The sequence below is a fragment of the Aeromonas sp. FDAARGOS 1406 genome (assembly GCF_019048565.1).
Classification (GTDB): Bacteria; Pseudomonadota; Gammaproteobacteria; order Enterobacterales; family Aeromonadaceae; genus Aeromonas; species Aeromonas caviae.
The window spans coordinates 736,738-760,190 of record NZ_CP077378.1; the positions used below are offsets into that span (position 1 = coordinate 736,738).

Annotated in this window: 22 protein-coding genes and 1 pseudogene; 13 read left to right on the forward strand and 10 right to left on the reverse strand. The window is 62.8% G+C overall.

All coding sequences use genetic code 11. The features are described 5' to 3' along the window. The first annotated feature begins 71 nt into the window (after positions 1–71). The 3 genes from I6L36_RS03365 (at position 72) to I6L36_RS03375 (ending at position 3,182) form a co-directional block, all read left to right on the forward strand. A complete protein-coding gene (locus I6L36_RS03365) occupies positions 72–1,715 on the forward strand; it encodes a hypothetical protein (protein ID WP_109112257.1) in 1,644 nt (547 codons plus the stop codon). 130 nt (positions 1,716–1,845) lie between these two features. Beyond that, complete coding sequence (locus I6L36_RS03370; protein WP_010674483.1) at positions 1,846–2,349, forward strand: M48 family metallopeptidase; 504 nt, start codon at positions 1,846–1,848, stop codon at positions 2,347–2,349. Between the two features lie 83 nt (positions 2,350–2,432). Continuing rightward, the gene (locus tag I6L36_RS03375) at positions 2,433–3,182 is read left to right on the forward strand and encodes a DUF2927 domain-containing protein (RefSeq protein WP_109112259.1); all 750 of its coding nucleotides are present in this window, start codon (positions 2,433–2,435) and stop codon (positions 3,180–3,182) included. A 265-nt stretch (positions 3,183–3,447) separates the two neighbouring features. On the opposite strand, the gene I6L36_RS03380 is transcribed toward I6L36_RS03375, so the two are convergent. Next, positions 3,448–3,702 carry a DinI family protein gene (locus tag I6L36_RS03380; RefSeq protein ID WP_010674481.1) on the reverse strand — a complete coding sequence of 85 codons (255 nt, stop codon included), beginning with the start codon at positions 3,700–3,702 and terminating at the stop codon, positions 3,448–3,450. A 225-nt stretch (positions 3,703–3,927) separates the two neighbouring features. Between I6L36_RS03380 and I6L36_RS03385 the strand changes: the two genes are divergently transcribed. Both I6L36_RS03385 and ykgO read left to right on the forward strand, forming a co-directional pair. Further along, a complete protein-coding gene (locus I6L36_RS03385; protein ID WP_039040091.1) occupies positions 3,928–4,197 on the forward strand; it encodes a type B 50S ribosomal protein L31 in 270 nt (89 codons plus the stop codon). Continuing rightward, complete coding sequence (gene ykgO / locus I6L36_RS03390; protein ID WP_010674479.1) at positions 4,194–4,319, forward strand: type B 50S ribosomal protein L36; 126 nt, start codon at positions 4,194–4,196, stop codon at positions 4,317–4,319. Before I6L36_RS03385 ends, ykgO begins: the two co-directional genes overlap by 4 nt. Positions 4,320–4,387: 68 nt before the next feature. On the opposite strand, the gene araC is transcribed toward ykgO, so the two are convergent. The 4 genes from araC to I6L36_RS03410 all read right to left on the reverse strand — a co-directional run bounded on the left by araC (position 4,388) and on the right by I6L36_RS03410 (position 9,028). Continuing rightward, positions 4,388–5,299: an arabinose operon transcriptional regulator AraC gene (gene araC, locus I6L36_RS03395; RefSeq protein ID WP_109112258.1), complete on the reverse strand. Its 912-nt coding sequence runs from the start codon at positions 5,297–5,299 to the stop codon at positions 4,388–4,390. 132 nt (positions 5,300–5,431) lie between these two features. Then, a complete protein-coding gene (gene araH, locus I6L36_RS03400; protein WP_124814455.1) occupies positions 5,432–6,433 on the reverse strand; it encodes an L-arabinose ABC transporter permease AraH in 1,002 nt (333 codons plus the stop codon). A gap of 48 nt (positions 6,434–6,481) precedes the next feature. Continuing rightward, entirely contained in the window at positions 6,482–7,978 is a 1,497-nt protein-coding gene (gene araG / locus I6L36_RS03405) for an L-arabinose ABC transporter ATP-binding protein AraG (protein WP_109112931.1), read from the reverse strand. A 66-nt stretch (positions 7,979–8,044) separates the two neighbouring features. Continuing rightward, positions 8,045–9,028, reverse strand: a complete 984-nt coding sequence (locus I6L36_RS03410; protein ID WP_216986962.1) for an arabinose ABC transporter substrate-binding protein — start codon at positions 9,026–9,028, stop codon at positions 8,045–8,047. Positions 9,029–9,388: 360 nt separating this feature from the next. Here I6L36_RS03410 and I6L36_RS03415 point away from each other — a divergent pair, with 360 nt between their 5' ends. The 3 genes from I6L36_RS03415 to araA are packed head-to-tail and all read left to right on the forward strand — an operon-like array spanning position 9,389 to position 13,274. Next, positions 9,389–11,065 carry a ribulokinase gene (locus I6L36_RS03415; protein ID WP_109112933.1) on the forward strand — a complete coding sequence of 559 codons (1,677 nt, stop codon included), beginning with the start codon at positions 9,389–9,391 and terminating at the stop codon, positions 11,063–11,065. Then, complete coding sequence (locus I6L36_RS03420) at positions 11,062–11,760, forward strand: L-ribulose-5-phosphate 4-epimerase (RefSeq protein ID WP_042863753.1); 699 nt, start codon at positions 11,062–11,064, stop codon at positions 11,758–11,760. Before I6L36_RS03415 ends, I6L36_RS03420 begins: the two co-directional genes overlap by 4 nt. 14 nt (positions 11,761–11,774) lie before the next feature. After that, positions 11,775–13,274: an L-arabinose isomerase gene (gene araA, locus I6L36_RS03425; protein WP_041211348.1), complete on the forward strand. Its 1,500-nt coding sequence runs from the start codon at positions 11,775–11,777 to the stop codon at positions 13,272–13,274. Between the two features lie 71 nt (positions 13,275–13,345). Here the strand turns inward: araA and I6L36_RS03430 are convergent, their stop codons facing one another. Further along, positions 13,346–14,236 carry a LysR family transcriptional regulator gene (locus I6L36_RS03430; protein ID WP_041211347.1) on the reverse strand — a complete coding sequence of 297 codons (891 nt, stop codon included), beginning with the start codon at positions 14,234–14,236 and terminating at the stop codon, positions 13,346–13,348. 115 nt (positions 14,237–14,351) lie between these two features. Here I6L36_RS03430 and I6L36_RS03435 point away from each other — a divergent pair, with 115 nt between their 5' ends. From I6L36_RS03435 to I6L36_RS03445, 3 genes are read left to right on the forward strand one after another with little or no spacing between them, the layout of a single operon-like run. Continuing rightward, positions 14,352–15,503 carry a methionine aminotransferase gene (locus I6L36_RS03435; protein WP_041211346.1) on the forward strand — a complete coding sequence of 384 codons (1,152 nt, stop codon included), beginning with the start codon at positions 14,352–14,354 and terminating at the stop codon, positions 15,501–15,503. Between the two features lie 8 nt (positions 15,504–15,511). After that, positions 15,512–16,327 carry a carbon-nitrogen hydrolase family protein gene (locus I6L36_RS03440; protein WP_041211571.1) on the forward strand — a complete coding sequence of 272 codons (816 nt, stop codon included), beginning with the start codon at positions 15,512–15,514 and terminating at the stop codon, positions 16,325–16,327. Positions 16,328–16,380: 53 nt separating this feature from the next. Beyond that, positions 16,381–17,151: an ABC transporter substrate-binding protein gene (locus I6L36_RS03445; RefSeq protein ID WP_041211345.1), complete on the forward strand. Its 771-nt coding sequence runs from the start codon at positions 16,381–16,383 to the stop codon at positions 17,149–17,151. A gap of 92 nt (positions 17,152–17,243) precedes the next feature. Here the strand turns inward: I6L36_RS03445 and I6L36_RS03450 are convergent, their stop codons facing one another. Continuing rightward, on the reverse strand, positions 17,244–17,957 hold the full coding sequence (locus I6L36_RS03450) for an AcvB/VirJ family lysyl-phosphatidylglycerol hydrolase (RefSeq protein ID WP_109113102.1): 714 nt from the start codon (positions 17,955–17,957) through the stop codon (positions 17,244–17,246). A gap of 10 nt (positions 17,958–17,967) precedes the next feature. Then, on the reverse strand, positions 17,968–20,523 hold the full coding sequence (gene mprF, locus I6L36_RS03455; RefSeq protein WP_041211343.1) for a bifunctional lysylphosphatidylglycerol flippase/synthetase MprF: 2,556 nt from the start codon (positions 20,521–20,523) through the stop codon (positions 17,968–17,970). Between the two features lie 219 nt (positions 20,524–20,742). Here mprF and I6L36_RS03460 point away from each other — a divergent pair, with 219 nt between their 5' ends. After that, on the forward strand, positions 20,743–21,453 hold the full coding sequence (locus tag I6L36_RS03460; RefSeq protein ID WP_109113168.1) for a metallophosphoesterase: 711 nt from the start codon (positions 20,743–20,745) through the stop codon (positions 21,451–21,453). Between the two features lie 680 nt (positions 21,454–22,133). Here I6L36_RS03460 and I6L36_RS21870 read toward each other — a convergent pair. Beyond that, complete coding sequence (locus I6L36_RS21870) at positions 22,134–22,577, reverse strand: hypothetical protein (protein WP_234887545.1); 444 nt, start codon at positions 22,575–22,577, stop codon at positions 22,134–22,136. A 6-nt stretch (positions 22,578–22,583) separates the two neighbouring features. Then, complete coding sequence (locus tag I6L36_RS03470; RefSeq protein ID WP_109113170.1) at positions 22,584–22,874, reverse strand: DUF4258 domain-containing protein; 291 nt, start codon at positions 22,872–22,874, stop codon at positions 22,584–22,586. Positions 22,875–23,058: 184 nt separating this feature from the next. Here I6L36_RS03470 and I6L36_RS03475 point away from each other — a divergent pair. Beyond that, positions 23,059–23,355, forward strand: a pseudogene (locus tag I6L36_RS03475) (helix-turn-helix domain-containing protein); the annotation flags it as partial. Positions 23,356–23,453: the final 98 nt, after the last annotated feature.

A 23,453-nucleotide genomic window follows, 5' to 3' on the forward strand; every position in this document is an offset into this window, starting at 1 on the left:
ATTGCATCGTGCAGCCCGGCTCGGCAAGATAAGCCCGCTTTTTCAGTCTTTCCCGCAGGAACAGGTCACCCATGAATCACGCCATCCGCTTTACCCCGCACCGCCACAATCCCGGGATCAGGCCGTCGGTCATCTTGCTCACCGCACTGATGGCTCTGCTGTTCTGTCTGCGCAATCCGCTGTTCCACGGCATGGCCCCGGGATTTGATGCCTCCCTGTTTGCGGTAATGGGCAAGATGTGGAGCGAGGGGGGCGTACTCTATCGGGACATGATCGACATCAAGGGTCCCATGATCTTCGCCCTCGATGCACTGGGCTATGGCCTTGGTGGCTTCTTCGGGATCTGGCTGCTGGAGTGGGTGCTCTGCTGGCTGGGCCTCATGGCGAGCTGGCAGGCTTTTTCGCAGCTCGGGCTCTCAGTGCGGGCGCGACTTGGCAGCATGCTGGCCCTGCTGGCGCTCTACAGCACTCGCTACTACTACGGCAACATGACAGAGGACTGGACATTCCATCTGGCCCTCATCGCCCAGTGGGCTTTCATCACCTTGCTGCTGGACAAGCGATTCAGCTGGGGACCGGCTCTGGTCGCCGCACTCACCTTCGCCATCGTGGCCTGGATGCGCACCAACAACGGCGCCTTCTGGGGGGCCTGGTATCTGGTGCTCTTCTGTCACTGGTGCCTGCGCGAGCAGTGGCGCTGCGCCTTTGCCCTGCTCTTTTCCAGCCTGCTTGGACTGGCTCTCGTCGGCGGCCCGCTCTATGCCTACTTCCAGCACCACGACGTGCTGGCAGAGTTCAAATACTACGCCTTCGGCATCTTCTTTGAAGGGAGCTACGGCAACGGCTTCTCTCCTGAGGTGGGCGCCGTCGGTCTGCTGCGCACCGGCCTCATCATGCTGCTGCCCGCCTTCCTCGTGCTGATGCTCGGGCGCCGCCAGGAGTGGTATCTCCCGGCGCTGTGCGCCACCCTGCTGGGGGTGCTGTTCACCCTGATCGCCAACTCGGTCTCCGGCCATGTGTTCGATCACTATGACGTGCTTTATCTGCAGCTTGGCCTGCTGCCGCTCGCCTGCCTGCTGGACAGAAGCGAGCAGCGATCCGATGCCCTGGGGCTGCTTTGCATCTCCCTGGTGGTGCTGACCGCCAGCTGGCTGCTGGCCCAGCAGCTCGGTTACGGCTGGAGCACCAAGGAGTGGTCTCTGGAGCGGGTGCGCGAGGTGCTCGGCAACAGCCTGCTGTGGGCCTTGCCCGTGCTCATTCTGGTCCCGCTCTGGCGCGCCTGGGACGTGCGAAGCGCCACCCCCTGGCTCGCCTCGCTGGCCATGCTGGCGCTGCTGGTCAACAACGCCTGGGAAGGCAATCTCAAGGGCAGGCCGTTCAATCCCCCCGCCCAGGTCAGGGTCGACCGTATCCTCGCCGAGACGACCCCCACCGACAAGATCTGGGTCGATGGCATCCAGCCGCAATACTACCTCTGGACCGATCGCCAGCCGGCCTCCGCCTATTTGTTCTTTGCCAACGTCAACCCGCCCTACGATGTGCGCGAGCGGGTGCTGGCTGACATCCAGCGCCAACACCCCAAATTCATCATCGCCAAACCGGAGCGGGTGGCACAGGAGCTCAAGACGCCGACCTCCCCCTCCCACCTTGCCTTCTACCAGTATCTGGCAGGTCAGTATGAAGAGGTGGACCCGGGCCTGTACCGGCGCCGCTAATCAGGCACACAGAAGGGGCCATCCTGGTGATGGCCCCTTTTCGTTGCCGTCACAAAGAGGGGGCCGACCATGTTCAAGGCGCCCCATCCTGACTACAATGGCGCTCTTTTTTGCGGCAGAGGGAAGAATCATGGCGGAGCTGACTTATCTGGGGGGCTATCCGGAGCCACTCAAGGCTCAGGTACAGCAGTTGATTGCGGCGGGCAAACTCGGCGAGATGCTGGCCAAACGCTACCCGCAAACCCACCTCGTCCAGAGCGACAAGGCGCTGCTCGCCTATACCATGGAGCTGAAGAACCGCTACCTGAAAAGCTCGGCGCCGCTTTCCAAGGTGATCTTCGATGGCAAGATCAACGTGATCAAGGATGCCCTGGGACTGCACACCTATGTCAGCCGGGTGCAAGGCAGCAAGCTCAAGGCCAAGAACGAGATCCGCATCGCCGCCCTGTTCAAGGAGGCCCATCCCGCCTTTCTCAAGATGATAGTGGTGCATGAGCTGGCCCACCTGAAGGAGAAGGATCACAACAAGGCTTTCTACCAGCTCTGCCAGCACATGGAACCGGACTATCATCAACTGGAGTTCGATCTCAGGCTCTGGCTCACCTGGCGTGATATCGAGCGTACCGCCCGCTGATCCCCTTGCAAGGAGGCAAGATGCGCCCATGGCACACACCTGTCCAGCCCGTTCGCCATGGGCACTGGTTGCTCCTGGGGTTGATGCTCTGGCTCTTCTCCCTGCCGCTGTCGGCCACCGAACGCTGGCAACGTGATGACTACCTTGTCCAGAGCTTCATGGAAATCGCCATGAAACGGGAGTATGGCCATGAACAACAGGAGCACTTCTCCCGCTGGCCGGGCCCCGTGCGTCTCAAGCTCGTCAACGAATTCGGCGACAAGCCGCTGCAGGCCGAGGTCGTCAAGGTACAGACCCGTCACCTGAGCAGGATCACCGGTCACCCCATCGAGATTGTCAACGACAACCCCAATCTCACCCTCATCATGACCCGGCACAAACAGATGGCGAGCTGGGCTGCACGCACCATGCGCCAGGACGAGTCGGTGCGCATCGCCCTCAAGGAGGGGATCTGCCTGGCCAATTTCGCCACCAACGCTCGCTACGAGATCACCCGTGCCACCATCATCATCCCGGTGGATTACAGCCGGGCAAAGGGCCGTTTTCTGGATTGCGTGGTGGAAGAGTTGAGCCAGGTGATGGGGCTGCCCAACGACTCGGACAAGGTGTTCCCCTCCATCTTCAATGACAGCAGCATCGACAGCTTTCTGACCGGGCTCGACTACGTGTTGCTCAGGCTTGCCTACCACCCGGCATTGCAACCGGGTATGACATCAGACGAGGTACGCGCGGCGCTCCCCGCGGCCCTCAAGGCACTGCGTGCCAATGGCGACATCGCACAGGCCACCCAACGGGTGCAGGTCGACAGCCTCAAGCGTTGGGCGGGACTCTGAGCGCAGCCAGAGACATTACTCTTTCGCCTTTCGCCTTTCGCCTTTCGCCTTTCGCCTTTCGCCTTTCGCCTTTCGCCTTTCGCCTTTCGCCTTTCGCCTTTCGCCTTCATGGTCATGCGCCTCCCCCATCAACGCAACACGCAGCCCATGGCTGCGTGTTTTGAAGAGCGGTTCGGCAAAGCCAGTACAGGGATCATCATCCGGCTGGAGATTCCTCCTCTCGGCCTGGCAGATCACGACGATGCTTGCTGCTGAGAGCTTATCTTCAGGCCTCCAGAGCCTCTTCTTCCGGCATCCAGCTATCGGCGTTTTCCCACACCTCCTGAACCATGGCTTCGGCCAGCTCCTTGTCTTCCTTGCTGGCGCGACTGACTGTCAGAGCCATGGCACTACCCGGTGCCACCCGCACATGCAGATCGGGAAAGCGCTCACCCAGTTGCTTGAGCAGCTCCTGGCGCAAGGCCTCCATGGTCGAGGTGGGGATCTGGTGTTTTCTGTCGATGATGATTTCCAGGCGCATAGGGTACGTCTCCATGATAATTAACTGTATTTTTATACAGTAATTTTAAAAAGTAAAGATGGTGGCTGCACATAGGCCCTCACCGCTCACACCTTCTCGCTGACGATGTGCAGCCGAACGGCCCCGATTTTCCCCCATCGCTGTCATCATGGAAAAAACAGTTGATATTGATTCTCATCCATCGCATTATTCATGCCTTGTTATAACATAACAACAGAGGCAATCATGCGCCCCCATATTCACCCTGAATACCGCAAGGTTCTGTTCCACGATCTCGCCAGCAATACCTACTTTCTGATCGGCTCCACGCTGGCCACCGATCGCACCAGAGAGTGGGAAGATGGCAACACCTACCCCTATGTGACGCTGGATGTCTCCAGCGCGTCCCACCCCTTCTATACCGGCAAACAGAAGCAGGTCGGCAAGGAAGGTCAGGTCGCTCGCTTCGGCCAGCGATTCGGTCAGTTCTTCAGCAAAGGAAAAGAGAAACAATGAAAGTCCTCGCCTCCCTGAAATCCGCCAAGTCGCGTCACCCAGACTGTCAGATCGTGCGTCGGCGCGGCAAGCTGTTCGTCATCTGCAAGAGCAATCCCAGGTTCAAGGCTCGTCAGGGCTGATTGCGCATCCGCCCCTCATGGATAACAAAAGCCCTCGTCATGAGGGCTTTGTCATCTCTGGGCTCTGCTCATAGCGGGGTGGCGCACTTGCGGTATTCGGTGGGGCTGACCCCTACCCGCTTTCGGAACACCCGCGAGAAGTAGAGCTGATCGTCATAGCCCACCTGCTGGCCTATGGTGGAGACCGACAGCGGCGTGGTCTGCAGCAGCAGCTTGGCCCGCATGATGCGCTGATCCTCGCGCCAGCGCACTATGCTCACCCCCACCTGCTCGCGAAACAGGTGCGCGAGGCGCGAGGGGGACAAGAACACCTGCTCCGCCAGCGCTTCCACCGAGATCTCGGCCGAGAGGGACTCGCTCAGGATCTGGCACGCCTCGTGGACCCGGTGATCGATGGCGGGATAGGCATTCTGGGACGATGCCTCGTAGCAGCGGATGAGCAACCGCTCCAAGAGGTTCATGGCCAGTTGCTCCGACATGGGCCGCAGCTGCTTGTGGGTCTCCTCGATGTCGAGGAAGAGGGCGTCGAATTCGGTGAGCAGCTGGTTGTCCGCCAGTTGCAGTCGCCCCACCTGCTCCGTCACCTGGGGCCACTTGAGCCAGTCAGCCCAATAGGCCCGCGGACGGAAATAGACCCAGCGGTGATACCACTCCCGGGCATCCGGCGCCCGGCCGTAATGGTGCACCGCCGCGGGTGGAAAGAGCAGCAGGTCGCCGGGCTCCACGGTGAAGGCCGTGTCCCCCTGAAAGATCTGCCCCTTGCCCTTGATGGTCAGATTGACGATGAACCCCTTCATGCCGTGGGGCCTGTCGATGGTGAAATCCAGCGCGCTCCCCTGCTCGATGGGAGTCATCCCCGAGACCAGGAAGACGTCGAAGGCGTAGCCAGGCAGCAGGGGATTGAGTTGTTTCGGCTTCTCTTTTTGCATCGAGGACATGGCGGAAAACAGGGTTTCGGTAAAAAAGTCGACATGGGCCATTGTAGAGATCCGGCGTAGGAACCCCCTAAGTTCGCAAGCTGTTCGTTGTGAAATTGTTGAACTGGCTCACAGCTTGCCGGGGAAAACACCGGGCCGGCGCGAGGCCGGCCCGGTGACGAGGAAAGACATCGCTCAGATACGGGCTTTGCGCACCTGCTTGTAGCGGTCGAACAGCACGGCGGCGAGCAGGATGAGGCCACGCACCACGTACTGGGCAAACGGGGAGATGTTGAGCAGGTTCATGGCGTTCTCCATCAGCCCCAGGATCAGCACCCCGGCGATGATGTAGGAGATCTTGCCGATCCCCCCCTTCATGGAGACCCCACCCAGCACGCAGGCGGAGATCACCACCAGCTCGAAGCCGATGGAGGTCATGGGCTGACCCGAGGTCATGCGGGATGCGAGGATGATGCCGGCGAGCGAGGCGATGAGCCCGGTCATGGTGAAGATGATGATCTTGGTGCGCACCACGTTGACCCCGGCCAGACGTGCCGCCTCCTCGTTACCCCCCATGGCCAGGGTATTGCGCCCGAAGGTGGTCTTGTTGAGCAGCAGCCCGAACAGCACGAAGCAGACCGCCGTCAGCCAGATGGGCGTCGGGATGCCGAACAGGGCGGAGTTGCCAAGCTCGAAGAAGCCCTCCTCCACGATGCCCACCGCCTTGCCGTCGGAGATGATGTAGCCCACCCCACGCGCCATCTGCATGGTGGCAAGGGTGGTGATGAGGGCGTTGATCTTGAATTTGGCCACGACGAGGCCGTTGATGAGGCCAAAGACAAGGCCCACCGAGAGACCGGCCAGAATGCCAAGGGGGATGCTCTCGGTGGCGTTGATGCCCACCGCGCAGGCAACCCCGGAGCAGGCCACCACGGAGCCCACCGACATGTCGAACTCGCCGGAGGCGAGGCAGAACAGCATGCCGCAGGCCACCATACCCGACATGGAGACGGCAAGCCCGAGCCCCCGCATGTTGATCAGGCTGGCGAAGTTGGGGACCAGCACGCAGGCGAGCAGGAACAGGATGGCGAAGATCACCAGCATGCCGTACTGATCCCAGATGCGGGTCAGTTGCAGGCGGGTACCGCTCGCCGCGGTGTCGTTGGCGGCTTGGCCGACCAAGGTCGTTGTTGTCATGGTATTTCTCCTGAAAATTCCGGGTGCTATCTCGTTGCGGTCAGCAGATCAACGGGCCGGCATGGCCAGATTGAGCGCCTTGACCTCGTTGGCCTCGTCGTGGGAAAGCTCGCCGGCGATCTCCCCCTCCCGCATGACCAGGATCCGATCCGCGATGCCCAGCACCTCCGGCAGCTCGCTCGAGACCACCACCACGGCGATGCCCACCTTGGCCAGATCGTAAATCACGTTGTAAATCTCGTTCTTCGCCCCGACGTCGATGCCCCGGGTCGGTTCATCGAGCAGGATCACTTTCATGTCTTCCGACAGCCAGCGCCCCAGAATGGCCTTCTGCTGGTTGCCGCCGGAGAGGTTCATGATGGCCTGCTGGGGAGACGGGGTCTTGACCCGCATGTCGCGGATCCGCAGCCTCGCGTTCTCGTCCTCCCACTGCTGGTTGATCCAGAAGCCTCCCCACGCGTGGTGGCGGCGGGCGCTGATGTTGATGTTCTCCTGCACCGAATGGATGGGGATGATGCCGAGCGCCTTCCTGTCTTCGGTGCAGAGCATGATGCCGCTGCGAATGGCGTCGATGGGGCTCTGAATGACCACCTGTTTGCCAAACACCGATATCTCGCCCCCTCGAGGTGTCTCGGCACCGAAGATAAGCTTCATCAGCTCGCTGCGCCCGGCCCCCACCAGCCCGAAGATGCCGAGGATCTCCCCGCGTTTCACCTCGAGCGACACCGGCGCCTTGAGGCCGGGCCCCATCAGGTGCTCCACCTTGAGGCCCGCCTCGCCAAGCGGCCTTGGGCTGTAACCATAGATGTCGGTCAGTTCGCGCCCCACCATGGTCTTGACCAGCAGATCCCGGTCCACCTCGGCCATGGAAGCGAAGGTGCGCACGAACTGGCCATCCTTGAACACCGTGATGGCATCGCACAGGGCGAAGATCTCGTCCATGCGGTGGGAGACGTAGAGAATGACCTTGCCCTCGTCACGCAACTGGCGGATGACCCGAAACAGCTGCTCAATCTCGCGGGACGACAGGCTGCTGGTCGGCTCGTCGAAGGCGATGACGCTGGCGTCCCGGGTCAGGGCCTTGGCGATCTCCACCATCTGCCACTGACCCAGGGACAGGTACTTGAGCGGCGTCTCGGGGGAGACATCCATCCCGAGGCGTGCCAGCTGCCTGGCTGCATCCTGATAGAGCTTCTCCCGATCGATGACGCCGCGCCGGGTCGGCAACTGCCCCAGGTAGATGTTCTCCGCCACGCTCATTTCAGGGACCAGGTGCAGCTCCTGATAGATGATGGCAATCCCGCTCTCAAGGGCATCGACCGTGTTTTGGAACACTTTCTCCTGACCCGCCAGCTTCACCACCCCGCGGGTGGGCGCCTGAAAACCGCTCAGGATCTTGAGCAGGGTGGACTTGCCGGCCCCGTTCTCTCCCATCAGCGCGTGTACCGTGCCCCGCTGGCAGGCGAAGGAGACGTTCTGCAGCGCCTTGACGCCGGGAAACTCCTTGCTGATGCCGCAAAACTCCAGATATGGAACTTGATTCATGAGATGACTCCAGCCAGCCGGCACGGCGCACTCCGCCATGCCGGCATGGGTATCAAGGGATGGGGATCACAGCCCTTTCTTTTGCAGCTCGGCCTTGAAGTTGTCGCGGGTGATGAGCACCACGTCGGTCACCTCGGTGAACTTGGCAGGCTCGGCGCCGTTGACGACCCAGTCATGGAGCATCTGGATGCTCTTGTAGCCGTGTACGTCCGGGCTGGGCAGCAGGGAGCCGAGGAAGCCGGTGGCGCTGGACTTGGAGAGCTCGTTCACCGCATCCACCCCGTTGATGCCGATGCCGATGACGTTCTCCGCCTTGAAGCCCTGCCCTTCGGTGGCGCGCACGCCGCCGAGCACCGTGTTGTCATTCATGCCGACGATGAGCCAGTTCTTGACCTCGGGGTGTTGCACCAGCATGGAGTTGGCGGCATCCAGCGCCCCCGGAATGTCGTTGCTCTTGGTGGGCGCGCGGAAGATCTGGCCCTCGGGGAAACCGGCGACCTTGAGCGCGCCCAGGGAGCCCTCGACCCGGCGACGGGCGGTGTCGAGCTCGTCGGCGGTGATGGCGAGCACCCCGGTCGCCTTTACGTCCCACTGGCGCTTTTGCATCTCCTTGTAGAGCTCCTGCCCCTGACGCTCGCCAATCTTGGTGGCGGCCATCATTACCAGTGGCACCTGCTCCATGGGCTGGCCCTTGGCGTTGACGAACTGGTCATCCACCGTGATGACCTTCAGATCCATGCTGTTGGCCTTGGCCATGATGGCGGCACCGAGTTTGGGATCCGGGGTACAGATGACGAAGCCCTTGGCGCCATTCGACGCCAGACTGTCGATGGCATTGAGGGTCTTCTCGCCATCGGGGACGGCTATCTTGATCACCTCGAAGCCCAGATCCTTGCCCGCCTTGTCGGCGAAGTTCCACTCGGTCTGGAACCAGGGCTCCTCGGGCTGCTTGACCAGGTAGCCCAGCTTCAGCGCTTCGGCCGAGAAAGCAGAATTTGCCATACCAAGGGCGAACCCCATCGCGATCATGCCTTTAACGATTTTGTTCATGCGAATGTCTCCAACGGTTCTATCAATCCATGTATTCACGCAGTGCTGCTCGTTGAGTCAATCAAGTCGCAGCCATATAAAAACATGCTTAAACAGGACTTTATTGTTGTTGCTGGTTGAGCGAACCAAGTTGTAATCGTTTTCACAATTTAAAATGGAGAGCAGGATCACGCCATGAGATTGCAGCCATTTCGTCTATATAATTAGCAATTTCGTCACATATTGAATTTTAGAGAGCCGTCACCCTGTCGCACTGACAGCGTTAAAATCCATATTTCCAGCAGCCAATGGCTAACCGCCCCTCCTGCCCATCTCCTATGGTTCCCCCCAGTCACCCCTCATTGATGGTCAGGAGCACTTATGTCTGAGCACATCGTCATCGGACTCGATTTCGGCAGCGACTCGGTCAGGGCACTCGCCGTGCGCTGCCAGGACGGCGCCGAGCTGGCGACCCATGTCGTCTATTACCCGCGCTGGCAGGCAGGCCACTACTGCCAACCGGTCAACAACCAGTTCCGCCACCACCCCCTCGACTATCTGGAGTCCATGGAGCAGGCAGTGGTGGCGGTGGTGAGCCAGCTCACGCCGAGTCAGCGTACCGCCGTGCGCGGCATCGGGGTGGACAGCACCGGCTCCACCCCCGCCCCCATCGACAGAGAGGGGCGCGTGCTGGCCCTGCGTCCGGAGTTTGCCGACAACCCCAACGCCATGTTCGTGCTGTGGAAGGATCACACCGCCATCGAGGAGGCGGAGGCCATCACCGCCCTGTGCCACGGCGGCCAGTTCCCCGACTACAGCCGCTACATCGGCGGCATCTACTCCTCCGAGTGGTTCTGGGCCAAGATCCTGCACGTCTCCCGCGCCGATGCCGCCGTGCGCGCCGCCGCCTGCAACTGGGTCGAGCTGTGTGACTGGGTACCCGCCATCCTGAGCGGTACCCAGGCCCCGGCCACCCTCAAGCGCGGGCGCTGTGCCGCCGGCCACAAGTCCCTCTGGCACCCGAGCTGGGGCGGCCTGCCCTCCGCCGACTTCCTCAATGCCCTGGATCCCCTGCTGACGGAGGATCTCGACTTCCCCCTCTTTACCGACAGCTGGACCGCCGATCTCCCGGTCGGCACCCTGACCCCGGAGTGGGCGGAGCGGCTGCACCTCTCCTGCGAGGTGGTGATCGCCGGCGGCGCCTTTGACTGCCACATGGGGGCGGTGGGAGCCGGGGCCGGCAACAATGCCCTGGTGAAGGTGATAGGCACCTCCACCTGCGACATCCTGATCGCCGACGAGGCCACCATAGGTGATCGGGCCATTGCCGGTATCTGCGGCCAGGTGGACGGCAGCGTGGTGCCGGGCATGGTGGGGCTGGAGGCGGGACAGTCCGCGTTCGGTGACATCTATGCCTGGTATCAGCGCCAGCTCGGCTGGCCCCTGGACAGCCTCGCCGCCCAGTATCCGGAGCTTCGCACCGCCATCGAGCGCCACAAGCAGGCCCTGCTACCCAGCCTTGCCGCCGCCTGGGATCAGCAGCGCGACCTGGCGCACCTGCCGGTGGTGCTCGACTGGTTCAACGGCCGGCGTACCCCCTATGCCAACCAGCGCCTGCAGGGCACCCTCACGGGGATCAACCTCGGTACCGATGCCCCCGACTTGTTCGGCGCCCTGGTGACCTCCACCGCCTTCGGTGCCCGTAGCATCATGGAGTGCATGACCAGTCAGCAGGTGCCGGTGGAGCAGGTGATCGCCCTTGGCGGCATTGCCCGCAAGTCCGCCACCGTGATGCAGACCTGCGCCGACGTGATGAACAGGCCCATCCAGGTGGTGGCCTCGGATCAGTGCTGCGCCCTGGGGGCGGCCATCTTTGCCGCCGTGGCGGCCGGGATCCATCCCGATGTGGCCAAGGCCCAGCACCACATGGCGAGCGCCGTGGAGCGCACCCACCAGCCACACCCTGAGCGGGTCGCCGAGTATGAACGCCTCTACCAGCGCTACCTCGCCTGGGGCGCCGCCGCCGAACCCCTCTACAACCGGGGGGTGTCGGCATGAACCTCAAGACCCTCAAGGAGCAGGTGCTCGCCGCCAATCTGGATCTGCCGCGCCATGGCCTGGTGACCTTCACCTGGGGCAACGTGAGCGGCATCGACCGAGAGCGCAATCTGGTGGTGATAAAGCCAAGCGGCGTCAGCTACGAGCGGATGCGGGTCGAGGACATGGTGGTGCTGGATCTGGCGGGCAAGCAGGTGGAGGGCGCCTTGCGCCCCTCCTCCGACACCGCCACCCACCTGGTGCTCTATCGCGCCTATCCGGAGCTTGGCGGCGTGGTGCACACCCACTCCACCCACGCCACCGCCTGGGCCCAGGCGGGGCGCCCCATCCCCATTTTCGGCACCACCCAGGCCGACTACTTCCACGGCGAGATCCCCTGCTCCCGCCTGCTCACCCCGGGCGAAGTGGAGGAGGATTACGAGGGGCTGACCGGTCATCTCATCGTCGAAACCCTCAAGCAGACCCCCATCCTCACCATGCCGGGGGTGCTGGTGGCCAACCACGGCCCCTTCAGCTGGGGCAAGAGCGCCGAGGACGCAGTGCACAACGCCGTGGTGCTGGAAGAGGTGGCCCGCATGGCCTGGCTCACCGGCCAGATCAACCCGGGGGCCCGCCCCCTGCCCGATTACCTGCTGGAGAAGCACTACCAGCGCAAGCATGGCAAACACGCCTATTACGGCCAGACAAAAGCCTAAAAGAGGACAAACTCATGGAATTGATGAAACAGCTGGAAGTGTGGTTCCTGGTCGGCAGCCAGCACCTGTATGGCGCCACCACATTGAAGCAGGTGGCCGATCACGCCCACACCATCGCCAGCCAGCTCAACGAGGGGGCGAACCTGCCCCTCAAGATAGTGCTCAAACCCACCGGTACCACCCTGGATGAAATCAGCGCGGTGGCCCGGGATGCCAACCACGACGAGCGCTGCGCCGGGCTCATGGTGTGGATGCACACCTTCTCCCCCGCCAAGATGTGGATCCCGGCGCTGAGCCAGTTGCAAAAGCCCCTGCTGCAGTTCCACACCCAGTTCAACCGGGATCTCCCCTGGAGCGAGATCGACATGGACTTCATGAACCTGAACCAGACCGCCCACGGCGGACGCGAGTTCGGCTTCATGGGGGCCCGCCTGCGGCTGCCCCGCACCGTGGTGGTGGGTCACTGGCAGGATGAAGAGGCCAGACAGAAGATTGGCAACTGGATGCGCATCGCCGCCGCCATCCACGACAGCCGCCACCTCAAGATCGCCCGTTTTGGCGACAACATGCGCAACGTGGCGGTCACCGAGGGCGACAAGATTGAGGCCCAGATCCAGTTCGGCTATCAGGTGAACTACCACCCGGTCGGCGATTTGGTCAAGGTTATCGATGCCGTGCCCGACAGCGACATCGAGGCGCTGCTGGCCGAATATGAGGCGACCTACACCCTGACCGAGGCGGTGCAGGCGGGCGGGGGGCTTCGTGCCTCCTTGTATGAGGCGGCGCGCCAGGAGCTGGGGATGAAGAAGTTCCTCACCGACGGTGGTTTTGGCGCTTTCACCACCACCTTCGAAGATCTCTATGGTCTGCACCAGCTGCCGGGCCTCGCCTGCCAGCGCCTGATGGAGCAAGGCTTCGGTTTTGGGGCAGAAGGGGACTGGAAGACCGCGGCCCTCTTGCGCACCCTGAAAGTGATGGGTGCAGGCCTTGCGGGGGGCGCCTCCTTCATGGAGGACTACACCTACCATCTGGAAGCGGGCAACAACCTGGTGCTGGGAGCCCACATGCTGGAAGTCTGCCCCTCCATCGCCGCAGGCAAACCCGTGCTGGACGCCCAGCATTTAGGCATAGGCAAGAAGGCCGATCCGGCCCGCCTGCTGTTCGCGGCCCCGGCGGGCAAGGCGGTCAACGCCAGCCTCATCGATCTCGGCAACCGCTTCCGTCTGGTGGTCAATCAGCTGGAAGTGGTGGACCTGCCAGAGGCCATGCCGAAACTCCCGGTGGCCAGCGCCCTGTGGAAACCCCTGCCGGACCTGCAGACCAGCGCCGAGGCCTGGATCCTGGCGGGCGCCGCCCACCACTCGGTGTTCACCCAGGCGGTGGACATCGAGCAGCTGCGCACCTTCGCCGACATCATGGGCATCGAGTTTGTGGTCATCGACGAGCACACCCGCATCCCCGCGCTCAAGGAGCAACTGCGCTGGAACGAGGTCTACTACAAGATCTGCCAGTGACCCTTTAATCGGCCAGCGGCCATCACCATGACAACAGCCCCGCCCGCGGGGCTGTTTCATTTCGCGTCCCCTCAGGGATGACCCTCCCCCTCCAGCAGCCAGTGACAGACCCGCTGCACCCCGTGGCGCTGGCTGTCAGGCCGGGCGAGCAGGGCGTATTCGTGATCCGTCTCCAGCACGGGGGCAAAGGGAGCGACCAGGGCGCCGCTCTCCAGCTCCTCGGCCACTATGGTGGGATCCCCGAGAGAGAGGCCAAACCCCTGCAAGGCGGCATTCATCGCCAAGTCCAGGGTATCGAACAGCTGCCCCCCCTGGGGCTGCCAGGGGATGTCGAGGAAGGCGGCAAACCAGTTGCGCCAGTCCCGCCTATCGGCGCTGGCATGGATGAGGGGCAGCAGGGGCAGCTCGTTCAGGTCGCGCTCGAACAGTCGATGCTTGGCAGCAAACGCCGGGGCGCAGACCGGGGTCAGCCGTTCCCGAAACAGGGGCTGGCTGTGGGGATAACGCCCCAGACAGGGCTGGTAGACGATGGCGAGATCGAAGGGCTCCCGGGAGAAGTCGATGCCATGGCTGTGGCTGCCACGCACCTCCACCGCCTCCCCCTCGAACGCCTGCAACCGCCGCAGCAGCCAGCGGCTGGCGCAGGAGGGCACCTTGATGCTGATCGCCTGCTCGTGGGGCAGGGCCTGCAAGGCGCTGAGCCCCTCCCCCATGCGGGCCAGCCCTTCACGAACGAAAGGCAGCAGCCGCTCGGCGGCGGGGGTCAAGGTGAGACAACGGGTGCCACGCACGAACAGCAGGTGGCCCAGGCGCGCCTCCAGCTGGGCGATCTGCTTGCTCACCGCCCCCTGGCTCACACACAGCTCGTCGGCGGCCAGGGTAAAACTCAGATGGCGGGCAGAACACTCGAAGACCTGCAGGCCATAGAGAGGCAACTGAGTACGCGGCTGGGTGGACAACATGACAAGCCTCCATGCTTGAGAAAAACTCATGCATACCATGCCGAATAATCCGTTGTCCGGCAAGCCTTGGGGGGGCTAAAAAGGGACCTCTTTCACACACGCAGGTGACGGCGCCATGTCCATCCCCCAGGTTTCCAGCAAACTGCCCCAGGTGGGCACCACCATCTTCACCGTGATCGGGGATCTGGCCGCCCGCCACCCCAGCATCAACCTCTCCCAGGGGGCGCCGAGCTTCCCCTGCGATCCCGAACTCATCCGGGTGACCCACGAGGCCATGCTGGCCGGTGAAAACCAGTACGCCCCCATGACGGGGCTGCCTGCCCTGCGCGAACAACTGGTAGCCAAGATTGCAGCCAGCTACGGCCATCACTATGATGCGGGCGAGGAGATCACCATCACCGCCAGCGCAAGCGAAGCCCTGTTCTGCGCCATCACCGCCCTGGTTCACCCCGGCGACGAGGTGATCATGTTCGAGCCGGCGTTTGACAGCTACCGCCCCATGATCCAGTTGCAGGGAGCCACCCCTGTGGTGATCGCCCTCAAGGCGCCGGATTTCGCCATTCCCTGGGACGAGGTGGCCGCCCGCATCACCCCCCGCACCCGCATGATAGTGCTCAACACCCCCCACAACCCCACCGGCACCGTCTGGCAGGCAGGGGATCAGGAGCGCCTCGCCCGCCTGGTGCGCGGCACCGACATCCTGATCCTCTCGGACGAGGTGTACGAGCACGTGGTGTTCGACGGCGCTCTGCACCAGAGCGTCATCCGCTATCCGGAGCTGGTGGAGCGCGCCGTCGCCGTCTTCTCCTTCGGCAAGACCTTCCACGTCACCGGCTGGCGGGTGGGCTACTGCGTGGCTCCCCGTCCCCTGATGGAGGAGATCCGCAAGGTGCACCAGTTCGCCATGTTCGCCGCCGACACCCCCATGCAGTACGGCTTCGCCCACCTGTTGCAGCAACCGGCCCACTATCAGGGGCTGGCAGCCTTCTACCAGCGCAAGCGCGACCTGCTCGCCACGGCCCTGGCCGGTTCGCGCCTGACCCTGCTCCCCTCGGCGGGCAGCTTCTTCATGCTGGCAAGCTACGAGCGGGTAAGCGACGAGCCGGACAGCCTGTTCGTGCAGCGGCTCATCCGCGATCACGGGGTCGCCACCATTCCGGTCTCCGCCTTCTATCACGACGGCACGGATCAAAGAGTCATCCGTCTCTCCTTCTCCAAGGATGACGACACCCTGCTGGCGGGCGCCGAGCGCCTGTGCGGCGTCTAGGGGGCACCATGGATTCACTGCGCGTTGCCGTCCTCCAGATGGTCTCCGGGGATGACCTTGACCACAACCTGGCCCAGGCCGAGGCGCTGCTGCGTCAGGCCGCGGCCGAGGGGGCCGAGCTGGCCCTGCTGCCCGAATACTTCTACCTGATGCCGGTTGACGAGCGGGCGCGGGTGGCCCTGGCCGCCCCCGTTGGCGATCACCCCCTGCTTGCCTGGGTACAGAGGCTGGCTCGGGAGCTCGGAGTCTGGATCCTGGCCGGCACATTGCCGCTTGCCAGCCACGAGCCCGGCAAGATGCACAACAGCAGCCTGCTCATCGACCCCCAAGGGCAGCTCGCAAGCCGCTACGACAAGCTGCACCTGTTTGGCTTTTGCACCGGACAGGAGCAGTATGACGAGGCCGCGACCATGACCCCGGGCCGGGAGGTGGTGAGCCATCCCCTGCCCTGGGGCGTGCTGCGCCTCGGGATCTGCTACGACCTGCGCTTCCCTGAGCTGTTTCGCCTGGGGCCCGCCCCCGATTTCATCGCCCTGCCCGCGGCCTTCACCCACACCACCGGGCTCGCGCACTGGGCGCTGCTGCTGCGGGCCCGGGCGGTAGAGAACCTTGCCTTCGTGTTCGCCAGTGCCCAGGGGGGACACCACCCCGGTGGGCGGCGCACCTTCGGCCACAGCATGATCATCGATCCCTGGGGCCGGATACTGGCCCAGGTAGAGGAGGGTCAGGGCATGGCCATCGCCACCCTGGATCTGGCGGCACAGCGCACGGTGCGCAGCCAGTTGCCGGCCCTCACCCATCGCAAGATAGCCGTCGGCCCTTGAGGCCGGCACCCTTTAGCACGCTAGGAATGACACCACACTTCAAGGGACTGACCATGAAACTCAACACACTGATGATGCTGATGGCCCTGGCCACCGCCGGCCAGGCCGCCGCCAAACCCCTGGTGATCGCCACCGATGCCACCTATCCCCCCTTCGAGATGGTCGACAGCAACGGCCAGCTCGGCGGCTTCGAGGTCGATCTGGCCTATGCCCTGTGCGCGGCCATGAAGACCGAGTGCGAGGTGATCAACCAGCCCTGGGATGCCCTGCTGCCCGGCCTGCAGGTGCGCAAGTACGACGCCATCATGTCCTCCATGAACATCACCGACGAGCGGCGCCAGAAAGTGGACTTCAGCCAGGTCTACTACATGATGCAGAACCGCTTCGTGGGGCGCAGCGACAAGGCCGCCGACTTTGCAGACGATCCGGCCCACTTCAAGGGCAAGGTGATCGCGGTGCAGGAGGGCACCCCCCAGGACAACTTCGTCACCGCCCGCTATGGCGAGGTGGCCAAGATCAAGCGCTACGTCAATGCCCAGTCCCCCATGCTGGATCTGCAGTCCGGCCGCGCCGACTACACCTTCGGCAACATGGTGCAGTTGAAGGTGGGCTTCCTCGACAAGGAGATGGGCAAGCAGTTCGCCTTCGTCGGTCCCCAGTTCAACGGCACCCAGGACAAGATCCTGGGAGAAGGGGTGGCGGTGGCCCTTCGCAAACACGATGACAAGCTCAAGGCCCGCTTCGATGCCGCCATCGAGAGCGTCAAGGCCGACGGCACCTTCAACACCCTGCTCAAGAAGTACCAGCTCGAAGATCTGCTCTGATCCCGGCATGCCAGCCCCCTGGACAGTTGCAAGGGGCCACGGCAACAGGGCGGCCATTAGCCGCCCTGTGTCGTTTTCCCAGCCTCTCGCCGTTATTGGGCCAGGCCCAGGTGCCCGGCAATCTGCTGATACAGGGTCTGGTAGTTGTCGTCGAAGTGGTGGGAGCCCGGCAGGGTCACCGTCGTCACGTTCGGCTGCTGCAAGCGCGGACAGAGTTTGACCGGGGAGTTGTCCTCCGCCCCCTGCACGCAGAGCAGCGGCAGAGTCTGAATGCGTATCACCTCCGGCAGGGTGGGATAGCGGCCCCCCTTGTCGTGCACCACCATGTCGCTGACGTGGATCTCGAAATCCGACGCCGTCGAGGGGGAGAGCATCACGGCCCCCGCCAGGCTGTCGCGATAGGCTGGCGGCAGACGATTGATGACGAAGGGCACTATCTCGGCGCCAAAGGAGAAGCCCACCAGCAACCAGCGCTGACGCCCCCAACGGGACTGGTACTCGGTGAGGATGCGCACCAGATCCGCCGTCGCCTGCTCCGGCGTCTTCTTCTTCCAGTAATAGGAGAGCGAGCTCCAGCCCACCACCGGCATGCCGTGGGCCTGCAACTGGGCGCTGAGCCCCTTGTCCAGCGCCGCCCAGCCGCCATCCCCGCTCATGAAGACCACCATGGGGGCAGACGATGCTTGCGCCACCGGCAACTCCACCAGCCCCAGATCCGCGCCGACCCGGCCCGGCTGGGCGGCCACCGCCGTCAAGGTGAACGAGGAGACGAAACAGCAAATCAACAGCAACAACATGGCTCTCATGGGCCAACTCCTATTTCTTCATGAGCCCGAAGGGGCCGCGACTGATGAGGGAGACGAGGTGAGTCAGGGTGCGGGGCAGCACCAGATGACCGGTACAGAGCAGGTAGCGGGGCTCCCACCTTGGGCCGAACTTCTCCTTGTAACGCCGCAATCCCTGGAAGTTGTAGAAACGGCTGCCCCGGGTGAACAGGGTGTTGCCAAGGCGGGCCCAGTAACCGCCGAGGGGGTTGTCGTTGAAGCCTGACATGGGGGCCATCCCCAGGTTGAAGCTGGCATACCCCTCCTGCTTGCCCCACAGCAGGAGCTCGACAAACAGGAAATCCATGACCGGCGCCGCCCCCGTGTCCAGGCTGTAGCGCATCAGATCGATGGAGAGGCTCTCCTTGTTGTCGCTGGTCCAGAGGTTGGCAAACCCGACGATCTGTCCCTCCCGCCGCACCAGCGCCATCGGGTTGAGGGTGAGGTAGGCAGGATCGAAACTGCCCACGGAGAAGCCCTTCTCCCTGCCCTGCTTGCTGTGCAGCCAGCTGTCGGAGATCCCCTTCAACTCGGGCAGCAGGGGGGCAATCTCACCGGGGGCCACCACCTCGAAGCGCAGCCCTTCCCGCTTGCCCTTGGCGTGGCTCTGGCGCAGGTTGCGCAGGCGACTGCCGGCGAGATCGAAGCTCGGCAGATCCACGATGGCCTCCTCCCCCAGCTTGAAGGGGATGAGCCCGAGATCCAGATAGACAGGGAGATAACGGGCCGACACCTGGTAGAAGACCGGGCTGACGTCGTGCTCGTCACAGCGCTCGCGAAACTGCCAGAGCAGCTCCTCCACCAGGGAGGGCTGACCGACGGGATCCCCCATCACTATCCAGCTGCTGCCCTCGGCCCCGTACATGAGGAAGGCCTCGCCGCTTGGGTGGAACAGCAGGGACTTGTCCCTGAGCTGGGCCAGGTAGCCGTGGCCTCCCCCTGCCCGCATCACCAGCCCATGGGCACGGGAGAGCGCCTCGGCATCCGGCTTGCCGACGGCCAGGCGCAAGGGAGCCAGCAGATGGGCCACCCCGACCACCGCCAGCACGCCGATGACGCTCCCCATGGCGCGCAGGGCGCGGGAGGCGGCCCCGGGCCCGTGGGCCGAGACGTGCAGCCAGAGGGAGGGGTCGTACTCCACATGGCGGTAGGAGAAGAGCAGCAACCACAATGCTCCCAGCAGCACGGCCCCCACCGACATCAGCCAGGAAGGGGTGAAGCGGGCGTGAAGCAGGGAACCCTTGCGATAAAAGAGAGGGCGGCAGGGGGTGATGATGAGCAAGAAGCCCCCGAGCAGCAGGGCCGACTCCCAGTCAAACCCCTTGAACAGGGAGAACAGCATGCCAAGCCCCAGCAGCCACTGGGTGATCCTGAATGCCCCGTCATGACGGCGGTAGAGGCTGTGGGCCAGCAACAGCAGCAACACGCCGCTGACGCTGCCGAGCACATGGGAGAGCTCCAGCAGGTGCAGGGGCAGCACCTGCAGGAAGGCTTCGATGCGCCCCTTCATGGTCGGGATCATCCCGGAGCAGAGCAGCAGGGTGCCCGCCGCGAAGGTGCCCATGCTCACCAGGGCGGGCACAAACTCCCGGGTCGCCATCATCACTCCCTGCAACCGGTGTAGGCGGGCCCGCTGTTGCAGCAGCTCCTGACCTGCGAACAGCAGCAGGGCACAGAGGAAGGGCAGGAAGTAGTAGGTGCAGCGGTAGATAAGCAGGGAGGCGAGCAGCTTGTCCACCGGCAGATAGTGGGTGAGCAGCAGGCTCATGCTCGCCTCGAAGACCCCGATGCCCCCCGGCACATGGGCCAGCACCCCGAGCAGGCTGGAGAGCACGAAGGCACTGAGCAGTACCGGATAGGGCACGCTGCCCGATGGCAGCAGCACATAGAGCACGGCGGCGGCGGCCATCCAGTCGAGCAGGGCGATAAGCAGTTGCAGCAGGCGGTATCTGATGCGCGGCAGGAACAGCGGGTGCCCGCGCCAGACCAGGGCGGTCCCCGGCCACACCAGATACGCCAGCACCGTCAGCAGGGCCAGGCCCCCCGCCAGTTGCAACAACCCGGTCGCCCAGCGGGGCCAGTCCACCAGCAGGGCCGCCCCCTGCCCCAGCAGCAGGGCACTGCCTCCCCAGCCCAGCAGACCGAGGAAGAAGGTGATGGAGCAAAAGAGGATTACCCTGGCCACCTCCCCGGTGCCAAGCCCCAGGGAGGAGTAGAGCCGGTAGCGTACCGAGGAGCCGGTGAGCAGCGCAAAGCCCAGGGTGTTGGAGAAGGTGTAGGCGATGAAGGAGGTCATCCCCACCTGCTGCCAGGGCAGGCTTTTGTCCAGCACCTTCAGGGCCAGCAGATCGTAGCAGCAGAGGCAGCCATAGCTGAGCAGGGTGAGCAGCAGGGCGCCCCCCAACTGCGGCAAGGGTTGTGACCAGATGGCCTGGCGGATGTCGTGCCAGTGCCACAGGTGGGTCAAATGATAGAGGACGGTCAAGGCCGCCCCCAGCAGCAGCAGGCTGCACAGGGGGCCTATCCAGATCAACAGCTGACGCCGCATTCAAGATTCCTGTCAAAAAGCGTGGAGAAAGAGAGGCTCCGAAAGCGGGCGGACAAGGCGCCCTCCCGGAGTGACTCCCCCACAGGCGGCGCGTGACGCCGCACGTTCACGGGGGCAATCTTATGATTTACCAGGCCCTGCCCGCTCGCCACTTTTCTTCTGTAACCTTATGTACAGACAGACAAAACATCCCCGTCCGGGATAGAGGCAGGAGACGCCATGACACCCTCCCCCCTGATAAGACGCTTCCCCCAAAACGCCCAGGGGCGCGATCTGGCCGTCGGCGACATCCACGGCCACTTCGCCCTGTTGCAGCAGGCCCTCGACACCCTGGATTTTGATCCCGCCCGGGACCGTCTCTTCAGCGTCGGGGATCTGGCGGATCGCGGGCCCGAGTGCAGCGAGGTGATCCACTGGCTGGCCAGACCCTGGTTTCACCCGGTCTGCGGCAATCACGACGACTACGTCTGCCGTTACGAGAGCTGCGATCGGGAGAACTGGATCCGAAACGGCGGCGGCTGGTTTCAGCACCTGACCCCTGCCGAGCAGGCGGCGTTCGCCGTCCACTACCGCAGCCTGCCCCTGGCCATCGAGGTGGCCACCACGGCCGGCCCCGTCGGGCTGCTTCACGCCGATTGCCCCTTCTCCTCCTGGCAGGGGCTGCTGGACCAACTCGATGCAGGGGTGAGCGGCGGACGGCTTCGGGCCATCAAGAACGTCTGCCTCTGGTCAAGGCGCCGTATCGAACGGCTGGACGAGAGCGGGGTCGCGGATCTCGCCGCCTTGGTGGTGGGCCACACCCCGGTGAGGGTGCCGGTGCGCCTTGGCAACGTCCACTACATCGACACCGGCGGCTGGTATCCCGAGGAGGGCGGCTACTTCACCCTGCTGGACCTCAATACCCTGACTCCTCACTTTCCCCAGCCCTGAGCCGGACCGATGGGATGACCAGGCTCACGGACAACGCCCACTGCCCATTAAAGCGCCAGGCGAACGCCCCGGACTTCGCTCTGCCAGCGCGATGGTTTACCATGCAGGCAATTGCGGTGCATGGCACCCCCACCCAGGCGCCAGGCGCCGCCGTCATCGGATACTCCTTTCGAGCAACATGAGCACATCAGCGCACCCGGCCAGCGGGCCCACGTTCTACTTCCACGTTTTGCAATATGTCTTTTTTAATGGCCTGATTTATAAAGGTTTATGGCTCTAACGCTGATGAGAGTGGTACACAATTGGGACGTGGTGAAATTTGAGGGGCATTGCTACAGATAGTAACACTCTTCGACTGAGCAACTTAACCGGCAGGATTTCATCCGTTTTTGCCATAATAAAGCCAAGCCAGACCTGTCCAGTTGTTTCATATTTGAAACACCACATGCAGAAGTTCGTGGACATAAACTGCAGAAGTTCATTTTCCTGTTATATTTAAATCACTTGCTGAAAAATTCAAACAACCTCACTCGAGCCGGAAAGGCTCCCCCATGTAGAAAGCACCCACCAGCAGACCATAAACAAGCCGCACTCGCTCATCCCGCCCAGCAGCACACCGAGTAGCACTTCGCCGCTTGCCAAATCGTCACCATGCCAGAAGCACCAGAGGGCTGCCTCTACTACATCCAGCCAGCTGGCATGGCCCAGCTGATTGCGTGACTTGCGCCGCCAGCGCCCGCTGTTCCATCACGCTTACCGTGAGTCCATCCAGCTTGGCTGACGACTGCCCCCTCTCCCCGCAGTAACTTGTCTAGCAGTAACGCCAACAGGCGAAATACATCCTGATCTTCAAAGCGGGCAGCCTCCCCCAGCAAATCGGCTGCACCGGTCATCAGTTGCTCACGCCCCAAATAGATGGGCCGTGACGTGCGATCCATCCGATGTTGCTCGACATGGATAGCCAATGCCGTCACCACCGCCAGTGGTGAAGTCTCACCCTCTTCGTGACACGCGCCTTTGGCAAGCAGACAGGTCAGCTCCCTAGCTCGCTCGGCTGACAGCAGGTAATAGATCCCCCTGATCAGGGGCATGGCCGCCTGACCTGATAACAGTCTTGAGTTCATAGCGCCTCAGTGACGATCCCGTTTGAAGTGGGTGGTTTTATGACCGACGGTGACAACCTCACCGTCTTGCAGGACCAGATAGTGACGGCGCAGCCGCTGGCAACATTCCGCTGGCAATCCACATCCGGCTTGCAGCATAGTCAATCCTTTGCGGTCGAGATAAACCAGCTCGCGCCCCTGGTGATAAGCAGAACGCCCGATGCTCAGCAGCAGCTCCACCAGCTCGGGAGCAATACCGCGCTGCTGCATCCGACACGCGGCGTGATGGCTGTATGCACTGTCCAGCTTACCGTTCATGACATGGTCATTTGGCGCTCATTTCGATGGACTCATTATATGTAGCCTGTACACTCATGCCAATACTGGTTACATATGTATGGAGATGGTATTCACCTGACAGTTGCCCACAAAAGGGAGTGGTCATACAGCTTCAAACCGGATAACAAAACGGTACCCCTACCGTGTTATCCGGAGTCACCGTATGACCACCAACGAAAAAGTAGCACGTCGCAAACTCAGCCTGCTAGAGCTCGCCAAAGAGCTCAATAACGTCAGCAAAGCCTGCAAGCTCATCGGCTACAGCCGTCAGCAGTTCTACGAAATTCGCCGTAATTACCAGACCTATGGCGCCGAGGGCTTGCTTGATAAACTGCCCGGCTGTAAAGGGGCTCATCCCAATCGGGTTGCGCCCGAGATTGAACAGGCCATCCTCGATTACTCCCTCAACAGGCCTACTCACGGCCCGCTGCGGGTCGCGCAAGAACTGGCTCTGCAAGGGAAGGTGCGAATAAGTCATATTGTATGGAGATGGTATTCACCTGACAGTTGCCCACAAAAGGGAGTGGTCATACGGCTTCAAACCGGATAACAAGTCGG